Origin of the sequence: Bacillus sp. V3-13, assembly GCF_002860165.1 — a bacterium.
Classification (GTDB): Bacteria; Bacillota; Bacilli; order Bacillales; family Cytobacillaceae; genus Bacillus_BJ.
Genome location: NZ_PGUZ01000031.1, coordinates 17,334 through 31,412 on the forward strand (window position 1 = coordinate 17,334; position 14,079 = coordinate 31,412).

13 protein-coding genes are annotated in these 14,079 nt (G+C 40.7%); 5 read left to right on the forward strand and 8 right to left on the reverse strand.

The window, feature by feature from the left end; translation table 11 throughout:
- The first annotated feature begins 251 nt into the window (after nt 1-251).
- Nucleotides 252-1,031: an IclR family transcriptional regulator gene (locus CU633_RS12380; RefSeq protein WP_101660902.1), complete on the forward strand. Its 780-nt coding sequence runs from the start codon at nt 252-254 to the stop codon at nt 1,029-1,031.
- A 41-nt stretch (nt 1,032-1,072) separates the two neighbouring features.
- Complete coding sequence (locus CU633_RS12385; RefSeq protein ID WP_101660903.1) at nt 1,073-2,008, forward strand: amidohydrolase family protein; 936 nt, start codon at nt 1,073-1,075, stop codon at nt 2,006-2,008.
- A 207-nt stretch (nt 2,009-2,215) separates the two neighbouring features.
- Here CU633_RS12385 and CU633_RS12390 read toward each other — a convergent pair whose 3' ends face one another.
- The 7 genes from CU633_RS12390 to CU633_RS12420 form a co-directional block, all read right to left on the reverse strand.
- The gene (locus CU633_RS12390) at nt 2,216-2,941 is read right to left on the reverse strand and encodes an HAD family hydrolase (RefSeq protein ID WP_180954953.1); all 726 of its coding nucleotides are present in this window, start codon (nt 2,939-2,941) and stop codon (nt 2,216-2,218) included.
- The gene (locus tag CU633_RS12395) at nt 2,931-4,445 is read right to left on the reverse strand and encodes a CehA/McbA family metallohydrolase (protein WP_101660905.1); all 1,515 of its coding nucleotides are present in this window, start codon (nt 4,443-4,445) and stop codon (nt 2,931-2,933) included. The genes CU633_RS12390 and CU633_RS12395 overlap by 11 nt, the downstream gene beginning before the upstream one ends.
- A complete protein-coding gene (locus tag CU633_RS12400) occupies nt 4,445-5,743 on the reverse strand; it encodes an ABC transporter substrate-binding protein (RefSeq protein ID WP_101660906.1) in 1,299 nt (432 codons plus the stop codon). The genes CU633_RS12395 and CU633_RS12400 overlap by 1 nt, the downstream gene beginning before the upstream one ends.
- Nucleotides 5,744-5,768: 25 nt before the next feature.
- Nucleotides 5,769-6,674 (reverse strand): carbohydrate ABC transporter permease, encoded by a 906-nt coding sequence (locus CU633_RS12405; protein WP_308314753.1) that lies wholly within the window; start codon nt 6,672-6,674, stop codon nt 5,769-5,771.
- Between the two features lie 14 nt (nt 6,675-6,688).
- On the reverse strand, nt 6,689-7,522 hold the full coding sequence (locus CU633_RS12410; RefSeq protein WP_101660977.1) for a carbohydrate ABC transporter permease: 834 nt from the start codon (nt 7,520-7,522) through the stop codon (nt 6,689-6,691).
- 265 nt (nt 7,523-7,787) lie between these two features.
- Complete coding sequence (locus tag CU633_RS12415) at nt 7,788-8,630, reverse strand: DeoR/GlpR family DNA-binding transcription regulator (RefSeq protein ID WP_308314754.1); 843 nt, start codon at nt 8,628-8,630, stop codon at nt 7,788-7,790.
- 218 nt (nt 8,631-8,848) lie between these two features.
- Nucleotides 8,849-9,223 (reverse strand): hypothetical protein, encoded by a 375-nt coding sequence (locus tag CU633_RS12420; protein WP_101660907.1) that lies wholly within the window; start codon nt 9,221-9,223, stop codon nt 8,849-8,851.
- A gap of 301 nt (nt 9,224-9,524) precedes the next feature.
- Here CU633_RS12420 and CU633_RS12430 point away from each other — a divergent pair, with 301 nt between their 5' ends.
- The 3 genes from CU633_RS12430 (at nt 9,525) to CU633_RS12440 (ending at nt 12,736) form a co-directional block, all read left to right on the forward strand.
- Nucleotides 9,525-10,310, forward strand: a complete 786-nt coding sequence (locus tag CU633_RS12430; protein ID WP_101660909.1) for a DeoR/GlpR family DNA-binding transcription regulator — start codon at nt 9,525-9,527, stop codon at nt 10,308-10,310.
- Nucleotides 10,311-10,314: 4 nt separating this feature from the next.
- Nucleotides 10,315-11,187, forward strand: coding sequence for a Cof-type HAD-IIB family hydrolase (locus tag CU633_RS12435; RefSeq protein ID WP_101660979.1), 873 nt, complete (start codon nt 10,315-10,317; stop codon nt 11,185-11,187).
- A gap of 289 nt (nt 11,188-11,476) precedes the next feature.
- Nucleotides 11,477-12,736, forward strand: a complete 1,260-nt coding sequence (locus CU633_RS12440; protein ID WP_101660910.1) for an MFS transporter — start codon at nt 11,477-11,479, stop codon at nt 12,734-12,736.
- A gap of 126 nt (nt 12,737-12,862) precedes the next feature.
- On the opposite strand, the gene CU633_RS12445 is transcribed toward CU633_RS12440, so the two are convergent.
- The gene (locus tag CU633_RS12445) at nt 12,863-14,041 is read right to left on the reverse strand and encodes a CapA family protein (RefSeq protein WP_101660911.1); all 1,179 of its coding nucleotides are present in this window, start codon (nt 14,039-14,041) and stop codon (nt 12,863-12,865) included.
- Nucleotides 14,042-14,079: the final 38 nt, after the last annotated feature.

Genomic DNA, 14,079 nt, shown 5'->3' on the forward strand with positions numbered 1-14,079 from the left:
TCACAATATTATGATAACGCTTCCTTTTTGCGCTCACAACGCCATCGTTGCTCTATATGAAACTGGATATATTTTTATTCATTTTGATTTTTCCGGCGCAAACCTGCATGAATTCAAGCTTTTCGCTGAGATATTTTTTTAATTTTTAAAATATTCTCTTTTCAAACCAAAATTTTTTGTTATATTTTCGACTACACAGCAACTGTAATAAAAATGTTGTGGATGATGAAACTGGATTAGAAGGAGGAATTATGTTGGCACTGAAAAAAGAAGAGGAAAGCCACCTTTCATCCGTGAAAAATGCGCTCCGTATTTTGCGGAGTTTCACAATGGATGAGCCTGAGAAGAAAATAAGTGACCTTTCATCAGCGCTTGGCCTGAATAAAAGTACGGTCAGCAGGACAATGGCAACCCTCGCCAGTGAAGGCTTTGTTTATAAAGACCCTGAAACAAAAAAGTATCGCCTGGGGCTGTCGATTCTTTCGTTAAGCGGAATCGTCAACAGCAATATGGACGTCTACCGCGAATCACAGCCGGTATTGACCAAGCTTGTCGAAAGCATAGGCGAAACTGCCCACATTTCCGTTATGGATAATTTAGAAGTGATTTACTTGCAAAAAGTAGAATGCAACCATCCGGTCAGATTTTTAACCCATGTCGGCAGAAGAAATCCGCTATATTGCACAAGTTCAGGCAAAGTGCTGCTTGCGTACTCAAACGAGAATACGATTGAAACCGTTATCAAAAAAGGTTTGCAATCATTCACGAAAAACACGATTACAGATCCGCAAAAATTACGCACCCACTTAAAAAACATAAAGGAGAACGGTTTTGCTTACAGCATCGAAGAGTTTCTCGAAGGGGTGAATTCAATTGCCGCACCGGTTTACGATTATAAAGGCAGGGTGATTGCCGCCATATCTGTCGTTGGGCCGAAGCAAAGAATCCAGCAGCATAAAGTGCAGGGGATTGCCAAAAAGGTCGTCAGTGCAGGCAGGGAAATTTCAACGAGAATGGGATATTGGAAGTAATTAATTGATGTTAGATTTGCAGAAAAGGAGGCGGGGTTGCCATGCATGATTTCCACACACATTTTATCCCGGCAGAAGTTCTAACCTGGCTTAAGGACAATCAGCAAATTGTTAATGCAAAATGGGTAAAGGAAGCTGAAAATAAAGAGGAGTTTTTAGTCGTTAATGAAAAATGGGGGTTCGAATTAAAGAAATCTTTTATCGATGATCAGCTCTTTTTAGCAGAACAAGAAAAAGCAGGCGTTGTTCATTCACTTGTCTCACCAGTTCCCCAGCTCTTTATGTACGACTTTCCTGCGGAAATCACGAGTGAAATTGCAAGTGTATATAATCAAGCACTGGCGCGCTGGTCAAAATCCGCACCTGAGAAAATTTCCGCATTAGGAACGGTTCCACTGAATGATCCTGAGCAAGCAGCGCAACAATTGCATCAAGCTATGAATTTTGGCTTAAGAGGGGCGATTATTGGGCCGGGCCTCTCAAACCATATGCTGTCAGATGACTTTTTCACACCGCTGTTTCAGGAAGCAAATCGATTAAAAGCGATTCTGTTCATCCATCCATTACTATGTGATGACCCCCGCTTAAAAAGACGAATGATGCCAAACTTGATCGGAGTACCATGGGAAACGACAGTGTGTGCAACAGATCTTTTGTTAAGCGGCCTAATCGATCAATACCCGAATGTAAAAATCCTGTTTGCCCATGGCGGAGGCTTCCTTCCCTATCAAATCGGCAGACTCAACAAAGGATACGAACAATGGCCACTCATTTCCACAAAATTGAAAGCGCATCCATCTGAATATTTAAAACGTTTTTGGTATGACACCGTACTGTGGAATCAGGACAGCCTGGACTTTTTAGTAAAAACAGTTGGCGAAGACCGCGTTGTTCCAGGTTCCGATTTTCCGTTTGACCTGTGCGTATGGCCACCGGAAGGGAAGTATCGAAAAGGCGTTCAATTAATGCTGGATTAACTAATTGAAGACTCCGTTTAAGGGAAAAAACCCTCAAAGCGGAGTCTTAATTTTTAAAAGCAAGAGGTTTTCAACACTTCTAAAAAAATCATTTCAAGAGTTTTTAAAATTAACGGAAAAAGAGAATCAGTCACCTGGTTAAAGTTTTTCATAAATCTTGTTGATATTAGGCAGTGAAAGAGCTATCGCCTACTCTAACATCTCTCTTTAATCCCAAATGAACTTATCATTTTTATTAATAAGGTGCTCAACACTCGGAATGACAAAATCAGCGAGTTTTTGCAGTTCTCCTTCAGAGCCAACACCTGAAAGTACGGCTATTCCATAGCCTGCGTTACTGTTTTTGGCTGTTTGCAAATCAATCACTGTATCTCCGACGACAGCGACTTCTTCCGTCTTAAACCCAAACTTTTCGCAAAATTTTTCCACCATTTGAGAACATGGCTTTTTCTCATATAAATCAGCTGTGCCCAGAAATTGTACTTCGTTTCTAATGCCTAAATGTTCTAAACAAAGAGTTGTAGTTTCATAGTCATCTGCTGTAGCAATTCCTATTACGATTCCTTTTTCCTTTAGTGCTGAAAATGTGAGAGAAAGATCACATACAGGCTGTACATACTCGATAGATTCTTTCGTCTTTTCCAATAGATGCTGCGAAAGCCACTGATGCAAGAATGGTATATCCTTAGGCAGCACTGCTTGAAAAGCATTAGCAATATCCAAAGAAGTCCCACTTGCCAAATGCCCTTTCTCATCAACATTTCCGTCTCTTAAACCAATCGACATAAATAACTGTTTCCTGAGATTTAAATTGCATGTTTCACCAATCATCTCAAGTAAATGATCGATTACGTCCTCAATTACTTTAATCCAAATGGATCCAAATCTTAATAAAGTACCATCTTTGTCAAATAAAACACCTTTAATTTTCAAAATCAGATCCTCCTGCGTGTTGCATGAGCTCTCCCCATGTCTGAACGGTCGGCTCTTTTCTTCCGTAATAAACAGGATTCGTAAAAGCCAGCAGATTCCCATCAATTGAGCGGATTTCTATCCGCAGCCAATGGTAGGAGTTATCTTTCCAGTGTACTTCATAGCTGGACGAAAGGCCCCTTTCTTCGTGAACCTTTTTCCCGTCTTCAATCCAGTGGACCATGATATCTTCTGTATCGTATTGTAAAGTGATCTTACAAAACGCCTTATTTCCGTTTTGGTCCATCGCATCTGTTAATTCTTCACCGATTTTATAAAAGGCCTCACCCACTTGAGCCGAGAAATCAATAACAGGGCCACGGGATACATAGACATGTCCTTTTTTAACATTTTCCAAAATCGCAGCGGCGGATAAATGTTCTGCCCAGACATATGTTCCAGGATCTCCTATTAAGGAAGGCTCTCCGTCCTGCTCATAGCTATCATCTGGCAGCAAGTGAGAATCTGAACCGCCAATTCCTGTAATCGTATACCCTTCGTTCCAGATATGAGACCAGAATCGAAGAGCTTTTTCTGTTGCCTCGACATTCGCCCGGAAAGTGGGATCATTCCAAATCTCTATGCTATCAATTACTGAAAGCGGTGTATGCTCCATTTGCCACTGCCATGGAACAAGAAAAGGGTGATTCATTGAGCAAAGAGCACCTGATTCGCTTGCTTCTTTCAAAATGTTATTCATCCCTTGCTCGGTCTCTAAGCCGCCATCCTTCCTGCTTGGGCGATAGTCAATCCATTTCTTTAAACCCAAAGCGTTCCAATGCCCTTTTGTCGAAGTTATTTCGACTCCCGGAATCACTAATGCTTCTCCTTCAGCCCACGAAGTGGAGATCATGTTATGGTCCGTAGCTACAAAGAAATCGAGCTGCTGTTGTTTAGCCATTTTCAGATTGGCTTCTTGTGTCATGCTGCCATCAGACAAAATCGTATGAGTATGAAAATCTCCTTTATACCACCTTTCTTCCTTTTCGATGGCTTCATCCCAATGATACGAATTTAACACAAGTCCATTAGGGTCATACTCAGCCCACTTATGAGCCCCAAACCGTACAATATCTGTTGTTTTGGCGGGCAGCTCTTGGCTGCCCGCTTCGCACACAATTTGATAATCCATTTCTTTTTTTACTTTGTCACTTATCGGTTTGTCTGTTACATATACTTCTAATGTCCATTCTCCTAAAGGCAGCGGCCCGGGAAGTGTTGCTGCACTTGAATAACGAGCATCTTGATGCAGCATAACGTCTTTAGGTGATTTCCCGTACATATATTGCAAACGCAGAACTCCATGCGGGTCAAATAAAAGCATGCTAAACCAGCAGGCTCTGCTTGTTTCGACTTCAAAATGAATCCAATTCATGTTTTCTGTAAGTTTAAAATGATGATAAAAGACAGGGAGCTGAGATTCATTACTTATTTTTTGTTTAAACTGATATGTTGTGCTAATCATTATTTCCCAGCCTCATCCAATGCCTTCTGTGCTTCCTCTTTCGCTTCTTTTAGCGCTTGGGTTGCAGGAATGTTTTCAATTTCCACTTTATCTGCGGCTTTTGAAAGAGCATCTAAAATCTTTCCGCCTGTCGGGTCAATAAAGCCTGGTGTTGCATACTGTGCTTGCTCAAGCGGAACAAGGATTTGTGGATTTTTTTGTGAAAACTCTTTATACGCCGGAACCTCTGTAGCTGATTGGCGCACGGCGATGTAGCCTGTTTTCATAGACCAATCTGCAGTAACTTCAGAGCTTGTGAAGTATTTCATCCATTTATATGCTGCTTCTTGTTGTTCACTTGACGCTTTTGCAGGAATAACCAGCATTTGTGCCTCTGCCTGTGGAGCTGCTTCATGGTCCTCCCAGCCTGGCTGCGGATAAGCTGCAATTTTAGTAAAGTCCAAGTCTCCCTGATCCCCGCTTGAGCCTGTATAACCGGCTGCACGATCCTGCATCACATCATCAATTGTCTTGTACCAATATTCCCAGCCTTGTCCACCGTGGTGAATACGCATTGTTTTATCTTCATGAATGGCTTTGCGGAAAAACTCCCATGTGTTCACCCATTCCTCTGAATCGATCATTACTTCTTTGCCATCGTTACTTAAGATTTTTCCTCCGGCACTCAACGAAGCATCAATTAAGTTTAGGCTTCCCCACATTGGTTCCCAGCCGTACACTCCTTGTTCTTCCTTAAGCTTTTTAGCTGCTTCCCCTAATGATTCCCAGGTATTTAAGGCAGCAGGATCAATCCCTGCTTTTTCAAGCATGTCTTTTCGATAATAAAGTACTTGTGTTGTGCCATAAGCCGGTAATGCATACTGTTTATCATTTGCTTTTCCTAAATCTAAAAATGTAGGTATAAAATCCTCAACGTTTGATTCCTGATCTTTCTCAATGAAAGAGTCAAGAGGAGCTAATACTTGTTTGTTTGCCAAAGCATTTGCAGTTGCATGCTCTAAAAGAGCCACTGCGGGTGTTTGCCCTGAAGCACTTGCTGCTTGCAGCTTTTGATACGTTTCCGTATAATCTGCTTGCGCTACTCCCTTCACAATTACTTCATCCTGGGATTTATTGAATTTCTCAATTTTTTCTTGCATATTTTCTCCCAATTTGCCGCCAAGTCCGTACCAGAATTCAATTTCAACCGGACCATTGCTGTTTGTGGTCTCTTCGTTCGCGCACCCCGCTAATAGAGATAACGACATAATTCCTGATGCACAAGCCAGCATCGCCTTTTTCAAAAAGTTTTTCTTCATGGTTCTCATCCTCCGTTAAATGTTTTTAACCTTTAACACCGCGATCATTTATTCCCTTGATAAACCATTTTTGCGCGACAAAGAACAGCAGCAGAAGCGGAGCAACCGCGAATACGTTTGCTGCCATCACTAAAGGCCACTTAATTCCATATGCCCCGCCTTCAATGAAGAATTGGCGAAGTCCAATCGTAATCAAAAATTTATCCTGGCTTTTCAAGATTAACGAAGGCCAGAGATAGTTATTAAACATTTGCACAAAGCTTATTAAGCTAAATGTTAAAAACGAAGACTTTGTCAGTGGAAATAAAACCTTCCAAAGAACAGTCCAATGACTCGCACCGTCAACCTTTGCCGCTTCAACCATTTCTGCTGGCACCTGTAAAAATGCTTGCCGGATAAAGAAGATACCGAAAACACTGACTGCGTTTGAAATAATCATTCCTTGATAGCTGTCAAGCATATTAAGTTTTGATAAAATCACATAACTTGGTACATATGTTGCCGCCGCAGGCAGCATATACACCGCCAAAATAAGAGCAAAGAACATCTTTTGGCCTTTAAATCGGAATTGAGTTAAAGCATAGGCCATCATAGCTGCGCTAATAATTTGAAACAACACAATGGCAGTTGCAGTAAACATACTGTTGAACATATACAATCCAAAAGGGGCGCTGTTCCAGGCCTCAATAAAATTTTGCCACTGTGGCTTTGCAGGCCAGATAGAAGGCGGAAACTTCCAGATTTCGTCAGTTGTTTTAATAGCACTTACCAGCATCCATAAAAACGGGAATGCCGTTATCACACTGAATAAGATTAATAAAATATGACGTACTGTTATTTTCATCATTTTTGAAAATGTAAGTGCTTCTCTTATCTGAAGTTTAGGAGACTCTTCTTTTGCCGCAACAACAACCTCGTCCAACTTTGTCACCTGCTTTCTCTTTTTTAGTAATGAACCCAACGTTTAGAAGTCAAGAACTGAATCGCTGACAATAAAGCAGTTATCAGTACTAATAGCGTTGCAGCCGCTGTTGCCTGCCCCATATTGAACTGTTCAAATGCCAGCTGATAGTACATATAAAGCAGCGTTCTTGTACTCCCTGCCGGACCACCTTGAGTTAAAACTTGAATCTGGTCATAGGCTTGTAACGCATCGATTGTAGTTACAATCAATAAAAAAAACGTGGTTGGAGAAATCATCGGAAGGGTTATATAACGAAATCTTCTCCACCTTGGCGCCCCATCGATTGATGCCGACTCATACAAATCAACAGGTACGCGCTGCAGTGCTTCTAAATAGAAAATCATAACCCAGCCGATCCCTTTCCACACCGTTACAATAATTACTGCGGGCATGGCCCATGTAGAACTTCCGAGCCAATCTATTTTTGGTAATCCCAAGGCGGAAAGAAGAAAGTTGAGAAGTCCGACTTCCGGTTGGAAAATCCATGACCAAACAATGGAAACTGCCACCATCGGAGTTACCCAGGGCGAAAATAAAATTGCTTTGTAAACTGTACTGCCTGCTACCTTTTTATTTAGTGCTAAAGCTAGTCCCAGTCCAATTGCCATTATGGGTACTACTGTAAATACCGCAAAGGACAGAGTATTTAAAAGTACCTTGTAAAATTCTTTGTCTGTAAACAAACTGCTATAGTTTTCCAACCCGACAAATGAAAATGTTGGACTTATATAATCCCAGTCCGTAAAACTAATAAATAGTGATACTGCCATTGGAATAAACCAAAATACCAATAAGAGTATAAGAGCAGGCAACATAAACAGTAAGATTGTAAGAATTTGTTTATATTTACTCTTCAGCAACTAAACCACCTCCAAAATCCAACAAATTATCATTTTTTATCACATTTTCACTCATTTCTCCACAATAGTACACAAACATTGTTAATTAATTATTAATAGACAGTAAATTATTGTGATTTATATGTAAAAAAACAATCATTCCCTCATTTTTACAACTTTAACCAAAAAAAAAGAGAGGGAAAGCTTCATGAGCTTTTTCCTCTCTGGACTAGTGCTCCATTTATTTATTTACAATTTCAATTCCTTCTTTTGCATACTTTTGAAGCACCTTATTTGATAACTTCGAATCGGAAATAATGCGGTCGATTCTATCAAAATGACAAACTTTTAAAAGGGAAGCAACATCAAATTTGCTGCTGTCTGCTAAAACAATACAGTTTCTGGAGCTCTCAAGCATCTTCATTTTCACCTGGTATTCCCCGATCCCATAATCTGTCAATCCTTCTGTTAAGGAGATGCCGCTTATACTCATAAAGAATGTATCAATATGAAAGTCTTTAAAGAACTCCCCTGCCATATGCCCCACCATGCATAATTCTTCATTTCGAAGGACGCCTCCAGGCATAATAATAGTGTAATGAGGCATATCAGCCAATTCGTTTGCAATAACCAAAGAATTAGTTAATACGGTAAGGCGCTGAAACTCCCCCTTTAACGCCTTAGCAAACTCCGTGTTTGTTGTACTAACGTCTAATGCAATTGATTGCCCTTCTGATACGAAACGTTTAGCAATTTCAGCAATTTCCCTCTTTTCGTCGATGTTCTTCGTTTCCCGCAAAGTAAAGTTCATTTCTTTACTGTTTATATCATCCAGTACAGCCCCGCCACGTACCCGCCGTAAATACCCTTCCTTCTCTAAATACTCCAAATCTCTGCGCACTGTTTCAGTAGAAACGCCAAACATGCTAGTGATCAAAGATACTTTTAACGATTTATTTTTACCTAACAGATCCATGATTTTTTCGTGACGGTCATGCATTAACAATATTCTCACCAACTTTTTGTGAATGTTATATTTTATAAATAACACATATTCCCACAAAATCACAAGAAGTTTTACCAAAAAAGGTGCCTGACCCCCGCTGCTTTAAAGCATTAACGCAGCGGGGGTCAGGCACCAAATAAATAGAGTGGATGTAAAATAAATGAGGAATTATGTGCAATCCAGGCAGGTGCAGTGGTGATAAAGGTTTAAAGAAGGTGTTACATAAGAAATTCCTGTCTGCAAACAGTGAAACGCAAATTTAATTTAAAATCTAAAATTGTTAATGATGATAACAGTTACGACTTGAATCGCTGCTTCAATTTCACAATTTCTCTTTGATTGCCAACTGCTATCTGCCAGGTGTAATCCTGATCGGCTTTCATTTCATTAAGTTTAACCATTATCTCTCGATGGCGCTCATCCATTTCCGTTCTCATCGCTGCTTGATCTTCTTTAATAGCGGTTATTTCAGTTTTCATGGCTGCTTGATCTTCTTTAATAGTGGTTATTTCAGTTTTCATGGCTGCTTGATCTTCTCTCATGAGGACAAGTTCCTCTCTGATGGAAGCTTGATCTTCTTTCATACTTTGTTGCTCTGAACGCACTCCTCCTACCATCGTGATCAAATTTGTGAGCATTTCTTCGATTTTTTCTAGTCTTTTATCTGCCATTGATTGATTTCACCTCCCAGGCACCATTATACACCATTTCCGGATGAAGCTGATTTGATTTTAATAGTTTTCCGTTTAAAATCTTTATCTTTATGAAAATCATCTCCAGTAAACTGAACAGCGGATCCCCTGAGTAAACGGTGCGCCAGTAAATATTTTTGATGGCGAAGGCAAGCAACAAATTACGTGCTACTGTTCGATTACAATTGTCCACTTATAATTACTTATAAATAATTGAAAATACTTAATATTAGTATATAATTACTTATAAATACTTAAATAAAGGCAGGTGGGTCTTTTTTTGTACCAAGAGGAACGCTTAGTGGCCATTTTGGAATTCCTAAAAACGAACAAACGAATTTCTGTTGAACAAATTTGTTCCCTCTTCCAGGTTTCACGAGATACAGCCAGAAGGGATATTGTCAAGCTTGAAGAAGAAAAGGCGATTGTACGCACCCGGGGCGGAGCTATTCTGCCCACATCGAATCATGCAGTAAAGAACTATACCAGCCGGCTTAAAATGGTGTCTGAAGAAAAAAACGTGATCGGACAAAAAGCAGCCTCCTTAATTTATCCCCATGACCGGGTGATACTGGATGCCTCAACCACCGTGCAGGCCTGTGCTGAACATCTTGGAAATATTGAGTGCACAATCATCACGAATTCCATTAACCAGGCTGATATTTTATCTTTCAACCAAAGCGTTAATATCCAGCTGTTAGGCGGAGCACTGCAAAAGGAGCACCGCTTCCTGTACGGGGCGTCAGTAATTGAGAAACTCTCGGAGTATCATGTTGATAAAGCATTTATCGGGGTGGTAGGCATATCGGAAAAAGGCTTAACCATTGCCCATGAAGAAGATGGGGGAGTAAAACGGAAAATGATGCAGCAGGCTGACCAGGTTATTGTGTTAGCCGACCATACAAAATTAGGGATCACTGATTTCTACAGGTTTGCCGGTCTTGAAGATATTGATTTGTTAATTACGGATAAAACCCCGCCAAAGCCCTTTAGGGACTTATTAAGCAAATACAATGTTGAACTGTTAACGCCTCATGAAGATGAAGACGAAGAGGGAGATGACTAAAATGGTGAAATTAATTGCTGTCGATTTGGATGGTACTTTGTTAAATAAAGAAAACCTGGTTAGCGAAAAGAATTTGGAATCGATTAAATACGCACAATCAAAGGGCATAGAAGTGGTTGTTGCGACAGGGCGGGCCCATTTTGACGTCCAAACCATCTTTAAGGATACCGGGGTAAAAACCTGGATTATCGGTGCAAATGGAGCAACCATCCATCAACCTGACGGAAATCTCTTTCATTCTGTGTCAATCAACAAACAAGATACAATAGATATACTAAGCTGGCTTGAGCAAGAAGATTTTTATTATGAAGTTTTCAGTAATGATGCGATTTTCACTCCACAAAATGGACGGGAGCTGCTGGCGATTGAAATGGACAGAGTTCTATCCGCCAACCCTGATATAGATGTCCAGGTGCTCGAGGATGCCGCCAAGAAGCAATTCAGCCAAACTGGTTTTTCTTCTATCACATCATACAAGGATCTTGTTGATTCAAACGTAGATATATATAATATCCTTGCCTTTTCGTTTGATTTGGCGAAACTGAAAAGAGGCCGGGCGAAATTCGAGTCTTTGAAGGACTTGACGCTTGTGTCTTCCGCCGACCATAATTTCGAATTAGAACATATTGATGCTTCAAAGGGAATTGCCCTTAAAATTCTAGCCAATAAATTAAATATCCATCTAAAAGATACAGCCGCCGTAGGCGACAGCTTCAATGATTTATCAATGTTCAAAATTGCAGGGAGAAGCGCGGCAATGGGGAACGCCCATCAACAAATTAAAGATGTTTGTGATGAAGTGACCCTTTCCAACGCTGAAGACGGGGTTGCCCATTTCATTTATTCTTTGATTCGGAATACTGAATCTGTTTCGTGATTTTTTTCTAAATACAGTCTATATATTTAGTCGATCCGCCTTCATTATGCAGAAACTGAAGAGATGGAAAAGTTCTCTGTTGACGGGGAAGAAGTTTTTCTTAAGATAAGATATGATTGGTTGAAAAGCAGTGAGTTTTGCGTAACTCACTGCTTTTCTATGTTTCATAACCCGACTTTAAAAACCTCAATTTTCTAAATTCAAAAATAAGGTCATATTTTCAATTTTACTGATTGGTCGTAAATGGGTTATCATAAAAAAACTGAGAGATACAGAGAGGACTTTTCTGATGGATAAAAAAATACATTATGCCTGTATCATCCTTGCGGTTTCTTTTATCGGGGTTTTGGCCGCACAAGGAGTGCGCTTCTCGTTTGGGGCTTTTATGGAGTCATGGGAAGATTACTTCTCTACCAATCGGGGGACTGTTTCAGCGATATCGTTTGTTAGTTTTCTAGTTTTCGCAATTTCTCAACCTATTGTTGGGAGGCTGATTGACAAACTGGGAGTCAGAAAAGTTTTTGTTATCAGTACCTTTATTGTAGGTGCCGCGACTCTGTTAAGCTTCTTTGTCACTTCTGTCTGGCAGCTATTTGTTTTGTACGGAATTATCGCTTCTCTTGGTTTTGGCGGAGCTTCTGGCGTAACGGCTTCCGTCGCTGTGACGAAGTGGTTTTTGAAAAAGCAAGGGTTGGCATTGGGATTGGTCGAAGCGGGTTTTGGCGCCGGACAAATGGTGATCGTCCCCAGTTCATTACTTTTAATTAATGCTTTCGGCTGGAAATGGACGGTCCTGATTTTAGGTTTGTTCCTGATCCTCGTTATCTGTCCTATTCTTGCTATTTTCCTAAAGTCAGAACCATCTAAATCTGGCCTGACCGCGTTGGGATATGAAAATTTCATCAATACAAGTTCATTAAAAGTAAAACAAAAGCCTGCAGGTAAGCCAAATCTGGCAAACCGGAAATTTTGGTTTCTACTAATCCCGTTTTTCATTTGCGGAGTGACAACAACCGGTTTGATGGATACACATCTCATTCCGTTTGCCCAGTTTTGTGGCTTCACGCCTGCCGTAACAGGCGCTGCTGTCAGCACATTGGCTGCTTTTAATATTTTCGGAACACTGGTCTCCGGAATTCTCGCAGATCGCTGGAGCAACAAAAAAATCTTGGTATTCCTTTATTTTGCCCGTGCTGCAACGATCGTGTTCCTGATCATATTTTCAAGTGATCCCGGGCTTATGAGGCTCTTTCTCGACTATCCCGTTTTGTTATTTGTCTTTGCCATTTCCTTTGGCTTGGTTGATTTTGCAACCGTGCCTCCCACGATTAAATTGCTGTCTGAATACTTTAAAGGACAATCTGTCGGCTTGCTTACAGGATGGCTGTTCATGAGCCACCAGCTGGGTGCTGCTTTAGGTTCGTTCATCCCGGGAGTCTTGTTCGACCAAACAAACAGCTATCAGTTTTCGTTTTTGATTGCATTTGTGCTGTTGGTTGTGGCAGGAACACTTAGTGCTCTGCTGCCAAAAGTACCGCAAAATAGATAATAGAAGCGATAGTTGTCGACTATCGCTTCTAAGTTTATTTTAGTTAAAGTTTTATGAATAGCAGGACAAACCTTTTTTCTACAGATCCTCTTTAAGATTTATTTAAAGGGACTTTTCAAAAGTTAGTTATTGGACTGTGGTCTCCAAGTTGCTTGCATTCCTCTTTAACAATATTTCTTTGCTCTGCTCCCATACTACATTCGTATCTTCAATATATGTTGATGTTCCACGCTGATTTGAAAATTCATTCAGCCGGTTCGCAATTGCTAAACTTTCTTCGGCAGTTGTTTCTATTGCTTCACCCATTTTATTAATAACGGCAGGTTGAATTTTCAAGCGGTCCACTTTAAGTCTCCCATCGGAGGACGTTAATTGAATTTCTGCCAGGCAGCTTTGGCGGTTTTCAGGCAGACTTGGCGGGAAATGAGGCATTGTGCATGACGACATATCCAGCCCTACTCTGGAGTACTCATAATGAGATATGTAGTTCCCCAAACTGTAAAGAACGGGTACCTCTTTATGGTTTCCTTTATCATCCTTGCATGAGAATGACTCCATCCCATATGGAGCATGTGCATGATGCCCAATAATGATGTCAACACCAGCATCTGCAGCACGCTGCGCAATGATAGGCTGATATTCTGCAATAAATCCTTGATATGGTACACACCATTGAGGAGGTACTCCCCAGTGGAGAGCTAGTATCACAAAATCTGCTTCTTGATGAGCTTGTTTTATCGTCTTTTCCAGCAATAGTAGGTCTTCTTCACGCGGCTGGGTTTTGATGTATGGAGGTGTTCCAGGCTGCTCGGCATCAAGGCTCGGTTGTATTTCATAAAATGTCTGGACCCTTACACCCGCTATACCAGGGCGGTTTTCCAATGCCTGAAATCCCGGTGCCAGAGTTGTTGCCCAGGACAGGAACGCTATTTTATAATTTTCTGCTTCAAAGTAAACAGGCTTGATTGCTTCATCAACATTTCTGCCTCCACCTGAATACTTTACATTAATTCTATTTAATTCATCACATGTTTGATAGAGTCCCTCTGGTCCCCAATCCATTGTATGATTGTTGGCAATTGAAACAACTGTGGGATTCAATAGTTTTAACCATTCTCCCGCTTCGATTGATTGTTGTAGTCGAAATTCCTTGTCTGCGGGTGCCCCCGGTGTATCAACCAAAGGCGATTCCAAGTTCCCTATCCGCACATCCGCGGAATCCCATAAAGTCCTGAAAAGTTTATCTCCTGGTTTTTGAGAAAGAGTAATATCACCTACAGCAACAAGTTTTATGGCTGATGCCATAACTTCCACCTCCAGCGTTATTTTTTACATTCTTTGAT